Origin of the sequence: Bacteroides ovatus (assembly GCF_001314995.1) — a bacterium.
GTDB classification, from domain to species: domain Bacteria; phylum Bacteroidota; class Bacteroidia; order Bacteroidales; family Bacteroidaceae; genus Bacteroides; species Bacteroides ovatus.
The window spans coordinates 4,159,575-4,175,735 of record NZ_CP012938.1 but is presented as its reverse complement, the minus strand read 5'-3'; the positions used below and the strand labels follow the sequence as shown (position 1 = coordinate 4,175,735).

The 16,161-nt window shown below is 41.6% G+C and carries 19 protein-coding genes and 1 tRNA gene; 1 reads left to right on the top strand and 19 read right to left on the bottom strand.

The genetic code is table 11. The features are described from left to right. Window positions 1-219: 219 nt before the first annotated feature. The 11 genes from Bovatus_RS16095 to metK all read right to left on the bottom strand — a co-directional run bounded on the left by Bovatus_RS16095 (window position 220) and on the right by metK (window position 9,468). Window positions 220-290 (bottom strand) — tRNA-Gln (locus Bovatus_RS16095). Window positions 291-397: 107 nt separating this feature from the next. Beyond that, entirely contained in the window at window positions 398-1,690 is a 1,293-nt protein-coding gene (gene tyrS / locus Bovatus_RS16090; RefSeq protein ID WP_004298913.1) for a tyrosine--tRNA ligase, read from the bottom strand. An 86-nt stretch (window positions 1,691-1,776) separates the two neighbouring features. Beyond that, window positions 1,777-2,469 (bottom strand): TatD family hydrolase, encoded by a 693-nt coding sequence (locus tag Bovatus_RS16085; RefSeq protein WP_004298911.1) that lies wholly within the window; start codon window positions 2,467-2,469, stop codon window positions 1,777-1,779. A 24-nt stretch (window positions 2,470-2,493) separates the two neighbouring features. Then, entirely contained in the window at window positions 2,494-2,769 is a 276-nt protein-coding gene (yidD, locus tag Bovatus_RS16080; RefSeq protein ID WP_004298909.1) for a membrane protein insertion efficiency factor YidD, read from the bottom strand. Then, window positions 2,766-3,095 (bottom strand): ribonuclease P protein component, encoded by a 330-nt coding sequence (locus Bovatus_RS16075; protein WP_004302915.1) that lies wholly within the window; start codon window positions 3,093-3,095, stop codon window positions 2,766-2,768. The genes yidD and Bovatus_RS16075 overlap by 4 nt, the downstream gene beginning before the upstream one ends. A 65-nt stretch (window positions 3,096-3,160) precedes the next feature. Continuing rightward, window positions 3,161-3,907: a uroporphyrinogen-III synthase gene (locus tag Bovatus_RS16070; RefSeq protein ID WP_004298905.1), complete on the bottom strand. Its 747-nt coding sequence runs from the start codon at window positions 3,905-3,907 to the stop codon at window positions 3,161-3,163. Window positions 3,908-3,911: 4 nt separating this feature from the next. Further along, complete coding sequence (locus Bovatus_RS16065; RefSeq protein WP_004298903.1) at window positions 3,912-4,745, bottom strand: DUF4271 domain-containing protein; 834 nt, start codon at window positions 4,743-4,745, stop codon at window positions 3,912-3,914. Next, window positions 4,742-5,329: an LOG family protein gene (locus tag Bovatus_RS16060; protein WP_008646994.1), complete on the bottom strand. Its 588-nt coding sequence runs from the start codon at window positions 5,327-5,329 to the stop codon at window positions 4,742-4,744. The genes Bovatus_RS16065 and Bovatus_RS16060 overlap by 4 nt, the downstream gene beginning before the upstream one ends. Before the next feature lie 503 nt (window positions 5,330-5,832). Then, window positions 5,833-6,204 carry a DUF3244 domain-containing protein gene (locus Bovatus_RS16055; protein ID WP_004298899.1) on the bottom strand — a complete coding sequence of 124 codons (372 nt, stop codon included), beginning with the start codon at window positions 6,202-6,204 and terminating at the stop codon, window positions 5,833-5,835. Window positions 6,205-6,330: 126 nt separating this feature from the next. Further along, window positions 6,331-7,995: a tetratricopeptide repeat protein gene (locus Bovatus_RS16050; RefSeq protein WP_052587936.1), complete on the bottom strand. Its 1,665-nt coding sequence runs from the start codon at window positions 7,993-7,995 to the stop codon at window positions 6,331-6,333. A gap of 180 nt (window positions 7,996-8,175) precedes the next feature. Beyond that, window positions 8,176-9,468 carry a methionine adenosyltransferase gene (metK, locus tag Bovatus_RS16045; protein WP_004298895.1) on the bottom strand — a complete coding sequence of 431 codons (1,293 nt, stop codon included), beginning with the start codon at window positions 9,466-9,468 and terminating at the stop codon, window positions 8,176-8,178. 230 nt (window positions 9,469-9,698) lie between these two features. Between metK and Bovatus_RS16040 the strand changes: the two genes are divergently transcribed. Further along, a complete protein-coding gene (locus tag Bovatus_RS16040; RefSeq protein ID WP_004302899.1) occupies window positions 9,699-9,887 on the top strand; it encodes a hypothetical protein in 189 nt (62 codons plus the stop codon). Here the strand turns inward: Bovatus_RS16040 and folK are convergent. The 8 genes from folK to Bovatus_RS16000 form a co-directional block, all read right to left on the bottom strand. Continuing rightward, window positions 9,862-10,347 (bottom strand): 2-amino-4-hydroxy-6-hydroxymethyldihydropteridine diphosphokinase, encoded by a 486-nt coding sequence (gene folK / locus Bovatus_RS16035; RefSeq protein WP_004298891.1) that lies wholly within the window; start codon window positions 10,345-10,347, stop codon window positions 9,862-9,864. The two genes, Bovatus_RS16040 and folK, sit on opposite strands and share 26 nt — an antisense overlap. Further along, window positions 10,347-11,405 (bottom strand): tRNA preQ1(34) S-adenosylmethionine ribosyltransferase-isomerase QueA, encoded by a 1,059-nt coding sequence (gene queA, locus Bovatus_RS16030; protein WP_004298889.1) that lies wholly within the window; start codon window positions 11,403-11,405, stop codon window positions 10,347-10,349. The genes folK and queA overlap by 1 nt, the downstream gene beginning before the upstream one ends. A gap of 17 nt (window positions 11,406-11,422) precedes the next feature. Then, window positions 11,423-12,145: a tRNA pseudouridine(55) synthase TruB gene (gene truB, locus Bovatus_RS16025; protein ID WP_004298886.1), complete on the bottom strand. Its 723-nt coding sequence runs from the start codon at window positions 12,143-12,145 to the stop codon at window positions 11,423-11,425. Continuing rightward, complete coding sequence (locus Bovatus_RS16020) at window positions 12,145-12,999, bottom strand: undecaprenyl-diphosphate phosphatase (RefSeq protein ID WP_004298884.1); 855 nt, start codon at window positions 12,997-12,999, stop codon at window positions 12,145-12,147. Before Bovatus_RS16020 ends, truB begins: the two co-directional genes overlap by 1 nt. Window positions 13,000-13,001: 2 nt before the next feature. Next, the gene (locus tag Bovatus_RS16015) at window positions 13,002-13,244 is read right to left on the bottom strand and encodes a DUF3098 domain-containing protein (RefSeq protein WP_004298881.1); all 243 of its coding nucleotides are present in this window, start codon (window positions 13,242-13,244) and stop codon (window positions 13,002-13,004) included. Window positions 13,245-13,256: 12 nt separating this feature from the next. Further along, window positions 13,257-14,138, bottom strand: coding sequence for a cell division protein FtsX (locus Bovatus_RS16010; RefSeq protein WP_004298879.1), 882 nt, complete (start codon window positions 14,136-14,138; stop codon window positions 13,257-13,259). A 3-nt stretch (window positions 14,139-14,141) separates the two neighbouring features. Next, complete coding sequence (locus tag Bovatus_RS16005; RefSeq protein WP_004298876.1) at window positions 14,142-15,041, bottom strand: methyltransferase domain-containing protein; 900 nt, start codon at window positions 15,039-15,041, stop codon at window positions 14,142-14,144. A gap of 216 nt (window positions 15,042-15,257) precedes the next feature. Then, window positions 15,258-15,983, bottom strand: coding sequence for a hypothetical protein (locus Bovatus_RS16000; RefSeq protein WP_004298874.1), 726 nt, complete (start codon window positions 15,981-15,983; stop codon window positions 15,258-15,260). Between the last annotated feature and the right edge of the window lie 178 nt (window positions 15,984-16,161).

Below are 16,161 nucleotides of genomic sequence, written 5' to 3'. Positions count from 1 at the left end.
GAAACAGTCAATATTACGTACAAATAAGCTATAACAAATTTCTTACATCCTAATAGAGAGATACTTCTTCAAGGCATCTTCCTCCGCTTTTGCAACCAAACTATAGAAATCATCATGTTGTTGTTCCGTATGTGAACGTTCTAATGACTTAAGAAGTGACTTTGCATCCACAAAAAAAGAAAAAGCCCCGAAAGATATCTCTTTCAGGGCTTTTCTTCGTTGGACTACCAAGATTCGAACTTGGACAAACAGAACCAAAACCTGTTGTGCTACCATTACACCATAGTCCAAACTTATGTGCTTTCTCTTAAAAAGCGGTGCAAAGATAGAGGTTTGCAAGCAAACCTCCAAATATTTCGTTCACTTTTTTATATTCTATCGAATGAATCATGCATTATTACTTTGCAATCAGCAGATAATAGTTCTTTTTGCCGCGCTGAACAAGCAGATATTTCTCGTCGAGCAGGTCAGCAGTCGTAACTACCTGATCAAAGGCTGCCAGCTTCTCCTTATTCAGCGAAACGCCACCGCCCTGAACCAATTTACGCATTTCACCTTTCGACGCAAATACGGCCGCATTATCAACGAATAGATCAACAGCCTTTACTCCTTCTGCCAATACATCACGGGAAATCTCAAATTGAGGCACTCCTTCGAATACAGCAAGCAGCGTATCTTCATCCAGTTTGCGCAAAGCTTCCGAAGTCGCATTACCGAATAAAATGTTCGATGCGTCTACTGCTGCGTTATAATCATCTTCAGAATGAACCATCACAGTCACTTCCTTAGCCAGACGTTTCTGGAGAAGACGCAAATGCGGAGCTTTCTGATGTTCGGCAATCAATGCTTCAATTTCTTCTTTCTCGATGGAGGTGAAGATTTTAATATAACGTTCGGCATCGGAGTCGCTTACGTTCAACCAGAACTGATAGAACTTGTATGGTGAAGTATAGCGAGGGTCCAGCCAGATATTTCCGGATTCTGTTTTACCAAACTTACCACCATCAGCCTTTGTAATCAGCGGGCAAGTCAATGCGAACACCTCTCCCCCATTGGTACGGCGGATCAATTCGGCACCGGTAGTGATGTTTCCCCACTGGTCAGAACCACCCATTTGGAGCTTACACCCCTTTGTTTCATACAAATGAAGAAAATCATATCCTTGAAGCAATTGGTAAGTGAACTCAGTAAATGACAATCCATCACGTGCTTCACCATTCAGACGACGTTTCACAGAGTCTTTCGCCATCATATAGTTTACAGTGATGTGCTTACCTACTTCGCGAACAAAATCGAGGAAAGTGAAGTCTTTCATCCAGTCGTAATTGTTCACCAGCTCGGCACGGTTAGGTACATCCGACTCGAAGTCGAGGAACTTGGCAAGCTGATTCTTGATACATGCCTGATTGTGACGCAATGTTTCTTCGTCCAGCAGGTTACGTTCTGCCGATTTACCGGAAGGGTCACCAATCATACCTGTAGCGCCACCGATCAGTGCCAACGGCTTATGACCGCAGCGTTGGAAATGACGAAGGATCATCACTCCACAAAGGTGACCAATGTGTAGCGAATCGGCAGTCGGGTCGATACCCAAGTAGGCAGTCACCTGCTCTTTGCTTAACAACTCTTCTGTTCCCGGCATGATGTCCTGCAACATGCCACGCCATCTCAATTCTTCTACAAAATTCATCGTATTACTCTTTAATTATTTGGTTTTTATTGTATTTCAATTCCATGTGCGACAAAAGTACGACTCTTTCTCGGAAGATACAACTCTTACGCCTTAAAAAAGACATTTTGGATATTCCGGCGAATCACCTCACACAACGCTTCCACTTCTACCCCACGCACCCTGGCTGCCTGACACAGGATATCTTCAATATCAAGCAAGCTGTCATCCGTTTCCAAAAATAGGCGTTCATCGGGGACTATCTGCATCGTTTCATCGGGATAATATTCCCCAAAAGAAAGATAAAACCCTTTCTTCAACAACTGTACCGCCTGCTCCGGTTTTCCACGAAAGCCATGCCATATCCAAGGTTGTTGGGGGCGAGATTCTTTTTTCACACCCAGCAGTTCTTCCATTGCTTTCACGCAGTGAATAATCAACGGCAAACCGAGCTTTTCCGACAACTTTACCTGTTCCTTAAACACCGCTAACTGAAGCTCCATCGGAGCTTTTGCCAATTTATCCAGCCCCGCCTCTCCTACAGCTACAAACTGCTTTCTCTGTAGCTGCTGTTGAAGAAAGCTCAATTGCTGACTGACATTACTCTCTCTCACCTCCCAAGGATGAATACCAATAGAATAATAAGATCCTCTACCCACAGCCACTTCCACATTCTCTGCCAGAGGCATATACAATGGAGGGTCTGCCAATAACGGATAATTGATGATGGATTTTCCTTGGGTATCAATTTCCTGTTTATGAGTATGGATATCTAAAATATCAGTCACATTCTTTTTCATTTTCTATTTCTCGTTTCAGTTGTCTCAAGGCACGGGATCATAACCGGAACCACCCCAGGGATGGCATCGCAGAATACGCCGCACAGCAAGATAAAGCCCCTTTATAGGACCATGTTTCTTAATTGCTTCGAGCGCATACGCTGAACAAGTAGGCGTGAACCGACAAGAGGGAGGAGTAAGGGGTGAAATACAAATCCGGTAAAAATAGATGGGAACAAGCAGGAAGAAGGAAAATACCTTTCTCAAAATTCCCGTAACGAATACCCACGCGGTAGATATCCGGGAGTTATGAGGTTTCATGAGAATAGTTTTTCGGAGATGCGCGCAAGCGCTATTTTCATTTTCTCTTCCAGCTCGGCAGTAGCAACAAGCTCGTCCGACAGATAGATAAAGGCAACGGCTAACCGTTGCTCCCGGCGTTGCAGTTCATCCACCAGAAGAGACTTGTTCTTCCGGTAGGCTTCACGTATCTGGCGTTTCACCCGGTTGCGTTTCACCGCCCGTTTAAAACGACGTTTCGATACACTGATTAATATGGAAGCAGGAGCCTCGCCCTGCTCGACAGGCATATATACAACGCGTATCGGAAAGATGGAAAACGATTTAGAAACACCGCCTTCAAACATCTTTCCGATCAAAATTTTACTATTCAGCCTTTCGGCTTTACACAAAGTATATATACCCACTCTGTTTATTTATTGTTTTCCTTGATAAACATGTCAAGTGCGGCAGTCATTGACGGAGCCTGCACCGTAGGAGCCTCAAGGTCCAGACGGAGACCTGCGTCACGTACAGCCTGTGCGGTAGTAGATCCGAACGTTCCGATCTTAATCTCTTTCTGATTAAAATCCGGGAAGTTCTTCTTCAAAGAAGTCACTCCGGCAGGGCTGAAGAACACTAACATATCATAATCAAACTCCTCGTCCGGTGTAAAGTCGTTGCTCACCGTGCGATACATCACAGCTTCCGTATGCTGAATGCTGTTCTTGTCGAGCAGGTTTTTCACATCGTCATTATGTACGTCTGACATCGGAACGAGATACTTCTCCGTTTTATGCTTTACGATGGAAGGAATCAGGTCTTCAATCTTTCCAGTAGCTCCAAAGAAGATCTTACGCTTACGATATTGCACATATTTTTGAATATACAATGCAACAGCTTCCGTCACACAGAAATACTTCATAGTTTCGGGAATTGTCACGCGCAATTCAGTACACAAAGTGAAAAAATGGTCAATAGCATGGCGCGAAGTGAATATTACGGCAGTGTGGTCGAGAATCGAAATTTTCTGTTGCCGAAATTCTTTCGCCGAAAGACTTTCAACCTTAATAAAGGGCCGGAAATCTATTTTAACGCCATACTTTTCAGCTATGTCGTAATAGGGAGATTTCTCTGACGCAGGCTTAGGCTGCGACACTAGTACTTTTCTAATTTTCAACGTCCTAAAATTTTATTAGCAAAATATTGTTCATTTGAATCATACCCTGATACAGTAAAAGACAAGGTACTATTTCAAGAGCGCAAAAGTACAAAATTAATAGGAAAAGCCCGCTAAATTGATGAAAAAAAAGCTTTATCCACTTATAAAACATCAATATTTTAGTGAAAATTAAAATAATAGACCCAATTATAACCAAATTCGTTAGACTCAAATCAAAATAAACCAGGAAAAGAACGAACGGAAAAAGGGCAAATCCGACATAATATATGAGCGCAGAATACGATTCCAGCCATATATTTGTCTTATTTTTATCAAAAAACGTCCACCCCAGAAACATATAAAGCAACCATTTTAGTAAGAAATAAGCGAGGCAAAAACCAACGTAAATACCCAGCAAAAGGAGAGAGGATACATGGTCCATCAGAGCGGGACATGTATCATGAAAATAATTGAGAAATGTGATGCCCGACAAGACACAGGTCTGCAATACAAGCACAAGGAGATAACGCACATCAGCCGCCGTAGAGCTATCAAAAATGCTCGTCCGTTCGCGATGCAATACAAAGTCTTTCACCTGTTGGGAGAGAAATTTCTTTCCACGTGCCAAGGCAATGGAGGAGAGAAAGAAGCAAGCCAGCAATGTCAGCGCAATAGCATCATCCGTACGGGGAGAGTAGGAGATAGGGGTTCCTTCAAAGCCAGAATCAACCTCTTGTACAGCATGAAGATCGGCCAACTGCAGGCTATCACTGTCTGCCTTTGCCGGACTAATCTGTTTCTGCTGGAGAAGAGACAAGGTATCCGTGTTCTGGGAACTTAGTGTATCACCTATCATATCGCTGCAAATTTACGAATGGAAATATCCCATACAGGAGTCTCATAAAGCAGCTGAACAGCTTCTTCCGGTGTCTGCGCCACTTTCCATATATCACCGTGTTGGCGTCGCATAAAGTTTTCATCGATTGCTTTTTCAAGCATTTCGAGCAATGGATCGAAAAATCTGTTTGTATTGAGAATTATAATCGGATTGAGATACAACCCCAATTGTTTCCAAGTGATAATTTCCAGCAATTCTTCAAGGGTACCGCATCCACCCGGCAAAGCGATGATACCATCACTCAAATTGGCCATCTTCTGTTTGCGTTCGTGCATGGATTCTACCTCGATCAGCTCTGTCAGTCCAGTATGATGCCAGTTTTGTTCCACCATGAAGCGGGGAATCACTCCGGTCACTTCACCGCCATTTTTCAACACAGCATCTGCCACAGAGCACATCAGACCGATACTTCCAGCTCCGTTTATCAAACGGATATGGTGTTCGGCAAGCAGACGGCCGAGAGTCTCGGCTGCTTGAAAGTAAACAGCATCTATCTTGGTACTGGAAGCGCTATATACGCATACGGAATTTATCTGGTTCATCTTCATCACTATCCATTATTATATCGAGAAGGCAAAATTACGAAAAAATTCCGTTATTCATATTCAACTTAATCAGAGATCATTTTTATCTCCGCATTTATCTATCTTCATAAAAAAATCTTGGACTTCTTACTTTTTAGAAGTCCAAGAGCTTTTCTCACAGAGAATACATCTATCACAGATTTCTCATCTACTAACAGGTGTATCACATTGTTGCTGAATAAACTTCATTATCTGAACCATAAAATTGTTCAAATACCCTACCAGTAGTAATCCAGCACACAATTAAAAAGTGATTTTAATTTTACGTTTCAATATACCTTAATGAGCCTTTCACAAGGCTTATTAAGCCCACGAATAAAAGTTAACCGACTCTTTCCCCTTTCGGTCATCTAAATCGTCATTTCAGCAATGCGCCATATATTTCAGCAGCGGGGCTTCAACAGTTAATGATTTAGGTATATCATCTTATGTTAGTTGCAAATAATATATATTCCAAAGATTTAATCTAATTCAAAATCTCCGATAAAGGCTTCCTTCGGAAGTTGTATCTCCAAAGTATATTTACCTTTTTCCTCACCTGCAAGATCAATATAAACCTTATCTACATTTAAATCAGTAGATGTATAAACCACTTCTCCCGTCTCTGCATCCTTGATGGTAACAGTTACAGTGGGAACAGTAGAAAGAAGGTCAATAGATAACAATGAGTTTTCAATAAAAGCATCAGGAGTAACAGGGATAGACCGATGTTGTACCTCAGTTTTATTCTTTAGCCTGATTTGACGTGCAGATATCATTTCATGTGCAAAAGAAAACATACTTACTTGAAGTAAGACAGTCAACAACAAAAAAGGTAAAAATTTAGCTTTCATAATAAATGGGTTTAAAATTTCGCTCCAAAAATACACAGATGAAGCAAAAGAAACGATTTTTATGCGGTAACAATGGTAACAGCCTTTCATTTAGAAGCAAAACAAGCCTAGAGAAATCAGCATATCTCACTGAATATCAACACCAAACACGCGATCGAAAATTTGAGCATCCATTTTGTTCTTTATACGATTTTTACGGGTTTTAAGAGCATCTGATGTAGCATCCATCAACTCCATCATGACAGTTTTCGAGCAACAAAGCAATGAAAGAACACAATAAAATATATCATCACCAGTTAAAGCCGGATAACGCTCCTTCAAATTCATCATCACATCAACAAATGCACTAGAAATTTCAGAACGTATCTCTTTTCTCAAACTACGCATCACCAATAGTTGTTTAGGAGTCGCTTTCTCTAATGCTTCCAATTGATCGTAACAATTAGTTGTTTTAAGTACAGATATACATAATTGAATTTGCTGCTCTGTTAACTTCGACCTTTTCTTATCTAGATCTTCTTTATTAGTTTCCGAAATCTCTTCCTCTTTGAGCAGCATAGTATCTACCCGATTTTGGGTCAATTCACGTTGTAATGCTATATAACGCTTTTTCCTTTTCCTATCATTCCACATAAAACAAAAGACACAAATAATCATTAAGAAAAAGAATACAGAAACCAAAGTAAAAACCAGCATTTTAGTATGTTCTGACAATAGCCTCTTATGTTCTTCTAATTGATGTTTATCCATAAGTCGATTGAGTTCTTCATTGTCATTCATAATCTGCATAGAATCATAAAGCACTCTATATGCATCCATATTTTCTGTCGCAATCTTCCATTCACCTCTTTTCTTTGCTATTTGATGCATTCCATCATAGCAAACAGCCTTTCCATAAATATTAAGTTGGTCTATATTCTTACTAAAGAAATAACTGGCAGAATCAAGTTTATTCAAATTCAACATAATTTGAGCTTTTGACAAACAGACATTAACAGCATCATCCCCTTGCATAATCATTGCTTTCGATACATATTTATCGGCTTGAACATAATCTTTTTTTTCATTGTAAACCATAGCGAGGTCATGATAAAGAGCTCCTATCAAACTAGAGTCTTGCTCTGCTAATGCATAATCAAGAGCTTTTTGATAATACAACAATGCGCTATCCTTTTTATTTTGTAATAAACAGATACGTGCAATACCTCTCAATGGATATGTCTGCTGACTTCCCCCCTCTAATATCTGATAAGCTTGGCGATAAGCCTCAATCGCTATATCATACAAATCATCTTTTTCATAACAGTCCGCAAGATTATCATATATCATTGCCAAGAACTCATCCCTAACAGGCATCAACCGAATTGCCGTCAAATACTCGTCTACAGCAAATGAAGTATACCCTTTCTCTAAATAAGTAGCTCCCCAATAATAATGAGCTTTTGCAGCACGTACACTTTTCTTCTTATCACCATAGTATTCAACAGCCATTTTTATCAGCGAGTCATCTCCTAAAGCAATATAATTTTTATGCCTTGCTTGCGTAAGCAATAGCGCATAAAGTGCTCTGTCAGCACGTGGTAATTTCTGTGGGGAGGAAATTGATTCCAAAATGGATAATGCACTATCAGGATATATTTCCATCAATGAGTCAGCAGATAGTAGCAATGGACTCTTCACCGAAGAAGAGCAGGAAGATAGAGAGACAGACATCAGAATGCTACCTACGCTGACAAGTAAACTAAAGAACAACAATAAATAGCGTTTAGGATAACAACATCTTGTTTTCATTAGGCAGTCCGTTTATTTACAGGTCAAAAGTAGCAAATTCCGGCAAAAGAAGTTTAATATCCAAAAGATATTTATTTAAATATAACTTATTTAAAATCAAGAGCCACAACCTCATATCCTACTAGAAGGAGTTGAGATTGTGGCTCTTATCGAATGAGCTAAGCTCGCTTTCAGACTGTTTTACAGACCAAAAGCAGCTTTAATTTTATCTACGTAGTCGAGTTTCTCCCATGTAAAGAGTTCCACTTCCACTGTTTTATCTCCTTCGTAACGAGAAGAAAACTTCTTCGTTATCACTTGCGGTTCACGTCCCATGTGACCATAAGCGGCTGTTTCCTGATAAATAGGATTACGAAGTTTCAGACGTTCTTCGATTGCTTTCGGGCGAAGATCGAACAACTGATCGATAACGCGGGCAATCTCACCATCCGTCATGTTAACGTGGGAACGGCCATAAGTATCTACAAAAATATTGATCGGACGAGCCACACCGATAGCATAGCTCACCTGTACAAGCATTTCATCTGCTACACCTGCCGCAACCATATTCTTTGCGATATGGCGTGCTGCATAAGCTGCACTACGGTCTACCTTGCTAGGATCTTTTCCGGAGAAAGCACCACCACCGTGAGCACCTTTACCACCATAAGTATCAACGATAATCTTACGACCTGTCAAACCGGTATCTCCGTGAGGACCACCAATTACGAACTTGCCCGTAGGATTCACATGATAAATGATTTTATCATTAAACAGTGCCAACACTTTATCGTGATGGATAGAAGCAATGACACGAGGCATCAGAATTTCAATCACATCACGGCGGATGATAGACAGCATTTCTTCGTCAGCTTTCAGCTGGGCGGCTTGAGAATCATCTTCCGGTTGGATAAAGTCATCATGTTGCGTAGAAACAACGATTGTATCGATGCGAACAGGAGTTCCGTTGTCATCATATTCGATAGTAACCTGGCTTTTGGCATCGGGGCGGAGGTAAGTCATCACCTTTCCTTCACGACGAATGTCGGCCAGCACTTGCAGAATGCGGTGTGCCAGATCAAGAGAAAGCGGCATATAGTTTTCCGTTTCATTGGTAGCGTAGCCAAACATCATACCCTGGTCGCCTGCACCCTGTTCCATCGGGTCCTGACGCTCTACACCACGGTTGATATCGGGACTTTGCTCATGAATAGCGGAAAGTACGCCACAAGAGTTACTTTCGAACATGTACTCTCCTTTGGTATAACCGATTTTCTTAATCACTTCGCGCGCGATGAGCTGGAGGTCAACGTACGCTTTTGTTTTCACTTCACCCGCTAGCACCACTTGTCCGGTAGTCACTAGTGTTTCGCAAGCTACTTTCGAACTGGGGTCGTAAGCCAACAGTTTGTCAAGCACAGCATCCGATATTTGATCGGCTACCTTGTCGGGGTGTCCTTCTGACACCGATTCGGATGTAAATAAGTATCCCATCTTTTTAAATTAAGAATTAAAAATTGAAAATTAAAAAATGAGAGAGAGTAGGAGAGGCGAGTGCTGCAAAGGATAAACCGAAAGGCGTCAATCAGACGTGTTTTAGCATTTTTTTCCGTGGTTGCAAGCTACTCAAATCTGTCCACACTTTCATTTCGGTTGCAAAGATAAAGAGATTTCGGAGATAATGAGTATCTTTGCCCTGTATTTAACACATAAATAGATTTATAATGATTCTAAATAAGAAATTAAAAACGCTTTTGGTGCTGGCTCTTTATATAGGCTTCACGATTGCTATCTACGCCATTGTTTGCCATTTCATCGACAAGCCGTTTCAGGAGATTCATTTGCTGTATGCAGTATTGATAGGATGCATTGCCTATTTACCGGTCTTTATTGCGGAGAAAAAGAAGAAGTAAGCTCCTTTATCGTTTTTCCAAGTACCGGATGCACTAATCCGGGAGCAATTTCCGCCAGTGGTTTCATGACGAAGTCACGTTCTGCCATCAACGGATGTGGGAGGATCAACTTTGCTCCTGAAGGAGAAGTGGTGGAAAGTATCAAATCATCATAAAGCAACAAGTCAATATCAATCAGGCGGTCGCTATATATGCCGTTAACGGATTTCTTCGTACGTCCCAATTTCTGTTCAATCGCCTGCGTTCTCTGTAAAACGTCTATGGGAGCCAATTCGGTATCTACACAAACCGCTGCATTCAGGAAACTGTTATCGGAAGAAAATCCCCAAGGGGCAGTTATGTAAAAAGCAGACAGGGAAACGATTTTCCCTACCTGCTCTTCTATTTTCTGCACGGCATCCCGAAGATTTTGTTCTTTATCCCCAAGGTTAGTGCCGAGTCCCAGATAAACTTTTGCCATTATTTGTCCAAAATCAGCATTGCATCTCCATACGTGCCGAAACGGTAACCTTCTTTCAATGCTACATGATAAGCATCCATCACCTGGTCATAACCACCAAAAGCAGCTACAATCATCAGTAAGGTAGAAAGCGGCATGTGGAAATTGGAAATCATTGAATTGGCTACGGTAAATTCATACGGAGGGAAGATAAACTTGTTAGTCCATCCTTCAAATTCCTTGAGATGTCCGTCAGTGCTGACTGCGCTTTCAATAGCACGCATCACTGTCGTACCTACCGCACATACATTTCTACCGTTATCTTTGGCACGATTCACGGTTTTCACCGCCATTTCGTTTACAAACATTTGTTCCGAATCCATCTTATGCTTCGTCAAGTCCTCTACGTCGATGTCGCGGAAGTTACCCAGACCAGCGTGCAAAGTGATATATGCAAAGTCCACACCTTTGATTTCCAGACGTTTCATCAACTCACGGCTGAAGTGCAAACTAGCAGTCGGAGCAGTCACCGCACCCTCGTTCTTTGCAAAAATAGACTGGAAGCGTTCAGCATCTTCCGGTTCTACGGGACGGTTGATAATAGAATGGGGGAGTGGAGTTTCACCCAGAGAATACAGTGCCTTTTTGAACTCGTCATGAGGTCCGTCATAAAGAAAACGGAGCGTACGTCCGCGAGAAGTGGTGTTATCAATCACTTCAGCCACCATTGAATCGTCCGGCCCGAAATACAGCTTGTTACCGATACGTATCTTACGTGCCGGATCGACCAATACGTCCCACAAACGAAGCTCTTCATTCAACTCACGCAACAAGAATACTTCGATACGAGCACCTGTCTTTTCCTTGTTACCATACAAGCGGGCAGGGAATACCTTTGTATCGTTGAATATAAACACATCTTTATCATCAAAGTAGTCCAACACATCTTTGAACATCTTGTGCTCAATCTTACCTGTATTACGATGCAATACCATCAAACGAGACTCATCCCTATATTTCATAGGATGTAGAGCGATCTTATCCTCGGGTAACTTAAATTTGAATTGTGATAATTTCATATCTATTCCTTATTACGTTAATTATTTTCTTCCTCATTTTCTATCTCCTGTCCGTCGATCCACTCTTTAAAGTGTTCGGGATTCAGACAGTCTTCCAACCGGACATCACCTACACGGGTACGGATCAATCCTGTCAGGTGAGCTCCGCTATGGAGTGCTTCGCCGATGTCGCGGGCCAAGGCGCGGATATAAGTCCCTTTGCTGCATACGACACGGATTTGAATCATCGGTTCCGGATCATCCAGGCGACATTCCAGCAATTCAATCTCGTCGATAACAAGCTGTTTTGCTTTTAGTTCGACTTCTTCTCCTTTCCGGGCCAGTTCATAAGCACGCTTGCCGTCTACCATACAGGCAGAGAAAGCAGGAGGCACCTGATCGATAGCACCAATAAAATGCGTCAGTACTTCTTCCACCAGTTCCCTTGTGATATGTTCAGTAGGGTAGGTGGCATCTATCTCATGTTCCAAATCATAGGAGGGGGTAGTAGCGCCCAAACGCAACGTTGCGACGTACTCCTTCGTATGATATTGAAACTCTTCTATCCGTTTTGTTGCCTTGCCTGTGCATACAATCATCACCCCCGTTGCAAGAGGGTCCAGTGTTCCGGCATGGCCGACTTTTAGTTTTTTCACTCCGATCCGACGGCAAATATGATAGCGGGCGTGCCCTACTACTTTAAATGAGGTCCATCCGAAAGGTTTATTGAAAAACAGTACTTCTCCTTTTTTAAAATTCATCAGCCAATTTCTAAGTTGTATCCAAGCAGCAGCATTACCAAAATGGTTCCGCCAACAATAATTCTGTACCAGCCAAATGCCTTAAAGCCATATTTCGTAACGAAGCTAATAAAGAACTTGATAGCCAGCAAAGCGACGATAAAAGCTACTACATTACCTATAATAAGTGCCGGCATATTGTTGACAAGAATCTCCGTACCGCCATCCAGAAAGAGTTTCAACACCTTGTAACCGGTTGCCGCAAACATGGTTGGCACGGCAAGGAAGAATGAAAACTCGGCAGCATCCTTGCGAGTCAGCTTCTGGGCCATACCTCCGACGATGGTAGCCATCGAACGGGATACTCCCGGTATCATGGCAATGCACTGAAACAAACCGATATTGAATGCCTTTCTTTCTGTCAGCACCGTATCTTCGCTTCCTTTCGAAAAGATCTTATCGCAGAACAACATGAATATACCACCGATCACCAACATCACTGCCACTATTGCTACACTCTCCAGCATCTCGTCTATCTTATCGCTGAACAGGAATCCCAAAATGGCGGCAGGAATAAAAGCTACCAGTAATTTCCAGTAGAAATCAAATTTATGCAGAAAACACTTCAATGCGGAAGCACCCGCAGGAGCCGGTGTATGGTTCAACCGGAAAAAACGCTTCCAATAAAGACAAACCACTGAAAGAATCGCGCCAAACTGGATAATAACAGTAAACGCTTTTACAAATTCAGTACTTTCTACTCCTAAAATGTTTTGCGTAATAATCATGTGTCCCGTAGAAGAAACCGGAAGAAACTCTGTCAATCCTTCTACAATAGCAATAATAATCGTCTCAAATGTCGTTAAATCCCCCATCTTTATTCTTCTGTTTTTTGTGTTTTAGGTTTGCGTAATACAGCGTAAATCATAGACAAGAAGCCAAACAGGCAAACAACCGGCGCTACCTTGATTCTGCGTACACTGAAAATATCGGGTTCAAAAGAGGTTTCGGACGATGTAGGTCCCGTCATCAATAGAAAGCCGATAATAACAATCGCCATCCCTATCGCGAGCAAGATAAAGTTCACTTTATCAAAGGCAAATTTCTGCTTGTCAGACATAGTTTATTAATTTTAAATATAGTACAGGCTGTTGGCTTTCATTCTCAAATATTTATTCATGGAGAAATAGGCACATAGCCACGTTATTACAATTCCAAATACCAATACGCTTGCACAGACAATCAACATGACTTCGGGCGTGATGACCTGAAGTAATTCTTGTTCATACGTCACGGCCCAATAGGCGGTTCCCATCAATACGGAATCGGCAACGATGGCTGCCAGTATTCCGCTCCATACATTCTTTCGAAGGAATGGCCCTCGGATGAATCCCCAACTCGCCCCTACCAGTTTCATCGTATGAATGAGGAAGCGTTTCGAGTAGATAGCCAGTCTTATCGTATTGTTTATCAGAGCAAAAGAAATAAAAGTGAGCACCACTGCCAGAGCGAGCAGCACCAGGCTGATATTTCGTATGTTATCATTCACAGCGTCAATCAGTTCCTTTCGATAGAGCACGTCTTGAATATTGGTGTTCTTTTTAATCATTTTCTCTATCTTTGCGATGCTGTCGGAATTGGCATAGTCGGAATGAAGCTTGATTTCGATGGAAGCGGTAAAGGGGTTATAGCCCAGGAATTCTTCCGGGTCAGTTCCCATTGCCTCCGTCTGCTCTTTCAATGCTTGTTTTTTAGAGATGTATTCGGATTGTTTCACGAAAGGTTCCTGATTCAGTTTTTTCTGAAGTTTCAGTATATCCGCTTCTTTCATATCGTCACTGATAAGAACGGAGAAACTGATATTCTCGCGGACATATACGGAAAGATTGTGCGCCGTCAATACGAAAAAGACAACCAGTCCTAACAACAGCAACACCAGTGTCGTACTGATACTCGACGTGATGAACTGCATGTCGAAGATTGAACCTGACTTATATTTGTTTTGATTTCCCATGCGTTATCTCTTTTTTCGGAATACATAAATCATGGAACTACTGCGTTCTTTCCGTCCTAAAGCATTAAACCACGCTAACGTTCCGGCAAACATCCCTTTCAGGAAACTGCATGAACTGCCACGATGTTTTTCGCTCAACATGGATACGTAGAACGCATCGAACGGCATCGGATGACGCGCCGCCATAATAAAGCCATGACGGGAAGCCAATTGTTGTATAGTGCCCGGAGTAAAATGCCAGAGATGACGGGGAACGTCGTATGCCGCCCAATACTCGCCATAACGTTGAGCATCATAAGAAGAGCAGTTGGGTACGGCTACAATCAATACTCCTTTTTCTGTCAGCAACTCATGAAGTCGCTGCCACACTTCACCAAGGTGTTCCAGATGTTCCATCACATGCCAAAGGGTGATGACATCAAAACTGCCGGGAGCAAACTCTTTCAGAGCCGATTCGGGCTTTACGTCCAAATCGAAATGCAGCTTCGCAAACTCACGTGCCTGCGGACTTTTCTCCACCGCCTCCACTTTCCAGCCCCGGCGAACCATCGTATCGGAAAAGTAACCGGTTCCCGTACCTATATCAAGCAAACGCCCTGTTTTACGATGCGCTTCCTTGGCTACCAGGCGCGCTTTGCGGCCCAGCATATAGGAACGTACATAATGGTAGATATTATTCATCGCGCCTTTGCGCGTATCAGTGTGAGAGATATAGTCGGGAGTCTCATAATACTTGCCTATCTCTGCTTCCACGGGGACTCCTTGTGTGAATGTAAATCCACAGTCCTCACACGAATACAGTTCAAACTGTTCGCCCGAAGCATAAAAATCCGTACAAGTCATGACGCGTTTCAAGTGCGCACCGCCACACACCGGACAAGCATTTATACTGAGTTTCTCCATTAACTATCTAAGCAAAATTAAGTGCTGCCTCGAATGACAAGACAACACTATACCCGAATTTGGTGCAAAGAAACAAATAAAAAGTGATGGATTGGGGTTTTGTTAAGGACTTTTAATAGAAGAGTTGTCCCGGTATGAAGTGGGAGTAGTTTTTACAGCTCATATCGGGACAAGATATCTTTTTGAAGAAAGATCAAAAAGTCAGGTTAACAGAAACTATTTAAATTCTATATTAATACGATAACCAGCTAAATCTACAATTTTTTCCTTTTCCTGAAACGAAAGCGAATCATAGTCCTTATCCCATATTTTCAACGATATTTTATTTCTTTCATCTTCGAATAACTTTATTAAGTCATACAAGCAATTATAAAAGACCCGCCAATCAGAAATCGAGAAACCATTATTATCTTCTATATGTACTTTCATATACACTCCGGCACCTGATATTTCTAATTCTTCTTCCTGATTGATATTACGCCTAGTAAAAATACATCTTCTACTTGCACTATCAAGATAAAAAATATAATCTACAGCTAAACCGCGGATATCAGATAATTGAGTAGGGGTGTTTTGTACTTTTATATGTCCCCCTTCATACAGATCAATATTAAAAAAACACCTATCAGTTGCTCTTAACAGTTCAGTTTCATCGTTATAGCACGACAAACACCAGTCGATTGTACTATCTGACAAATTAATATTAGTAAATACCGCCATTTTCACGCCACCTTTTTTAAGCAACAAAGAATCATTTAATAATGTACATAATTTAGGGAAAGCATGACTGTCGTCCACAAAATCATAGCCAGTACGAATTAGTCCAGGTAAATCAGTAAAAACTATTTTAGGATGAGATTTTGCATCAACTATTAGTTTAATTCCATATATAATTGAAAAAAACAACAGGATTAATAAACAAGCTACTTTTCTATTTCGCATAACTATTTAAATTTATCCATTGGTTACCAGACTTCCAAGGTGCATATATATAAACTTTAGCATTTGGTGACGCCATTATTAAACTTCTTGCAGCATTAATATCAGGTGTTGATGGAACAAAGTCCACATTAGGATTCGTACCTGTATGGCTATGAGCATCGTATACTTGATTTTCAAG

What these genes read in the sequence shown, in the direction of transcription:
- tyrS (WP_004298913.1), bottom strand. Translation starts at nt 1,690, where the DNA reads ATGAATTTTGTAGAAGAATTGAGATGGCGTGGCATGTTGCAGGACATC.
- Bovatus_RS16085 (WP_004298911.1), bottom strand. Translation starts at nt 2,469, where the DNA reads ATGAAAAAGAATGTGACTGATATTTTAGATATCCATACTCATAAACAG.
- yidD (WP_004298909.1), bottom strand. Translation starts at nt 2,769, where the DNA reads ATGAAACCTCATAACTCCCGGATATCTACCGCGTGGGTATTCGTTACG.
- Bovatus_RS16075 (WP_004302915.1), bottom strand. Translation starts at nt 3,095, where the DNA reads ATGTTTGAAGGCGGTGTTTCTAAATCGTTTTCCATCTTTCCGATACGC.
- Bovatus_RS16065 (WP_004298903.1), bottom strand. Translation starts at nt 4,745, where the DNA reads ATGATAGGTGATACACTAAGTTCCCAGAACACGGATACCTTGTCTCTT.
- Bovatus_RS16060 (WP_008646994.1), bottom strand. Translation starts at nt 5,329, where the DNA reads ATGAACCAGATAAATTCCGTATGCGTATATAGCGCTTCCAGTACCAAG.
- Bovatus_RS16055 (WP_004298899.1), bottom strand. Translation starts at nt 6,204, where the DNA reads ATGAAAGCTAAATTTTTACCTTTTTTGTTGTTGACTGTCTTACTTCAA.
- Bovatus_RS16050 (WP_052587936.1), bottom strand. Translation starts at nt 7,995, where the DNA reads ATGAAAACAAGATGTTGTTATCCTAAACGCTATTTATTGTTGTTCTTT.
- metK (WP_004298895.1), bottom strand. Translation starts at nt 9,468, where the DNA reads ATGGGATACTTATTTACATCCGAATCGGTGTCAGAAGGACACCCCGAC.
- Bovatus_RS16040 (WP_004302899.1), top strand. Translation starts at nt 9,699, where the DNA reads ATGATTCTAAATAAGAAATTAAAAACGCTTTTGGTGCTGGCTCTTTAT.
- folK (WP_004298891.1), bottom strand. Translation starts at nt 10,347, where the DNA reads ATGGCAAAAGTTTATCTGGGACTCGGCACTAACCTTGGGGATAAAGAA.
- queA (WP_004298889.1), bottom strand. Translation starts at nt 11,405, where the DNA reads ATGAAATTATCACAATTCAAATTTAAGTTACCCGAGGATAAGATCGCT.
- truB (WP_004298886.1), bottom strand. Translation starts at nt 12,145, where the DNA reads ATGAATTTTAAAAAAGGAGAAGTACTGTTTTTCAATAAACCTTTCGGA.
- Bovatus_RS16020 (WP_004298884.1), bottom strand. Translation starts at nt 12,999, where the DNA reads ATGGGGGATTTAACGACATTTGAGACGATTATTATTGCTATTGTAGAA.
- Bovatus_RS16015 (WP_004298881.1), bottom strand. Translation starts at nt 13,244, where the DNA reads ATGTCTGACAAGCAGAAATTTGCCTTTGATAAAGTGAACTTTATCTTG.
- Bovatus_RS16010 (WP_004298879.1), bottom strand. Translation starts at nt 14,138, where the DNA reads ATGGGAAATCAAAACAAATATAAGTCAGGTTCAATCTTCGACATGCAG.
- Bovatus_RS16005 (WP_004298876.1), bottom strand. Translation starts at nt 15,041, where the DNA reads ATGGAGAAACTCAGTATAAATGCTTGTCCGGTGTGTGGCGGTGCGCAC.
- Bovatus_RS16000 (WP_004298874.1), bottom strand. Translation starts at nt 15,983, where the DNA reads ATGCGAAATAGAAAAGTAGCTTGTTTATTAATCCTGTTGTTTTTTTCA.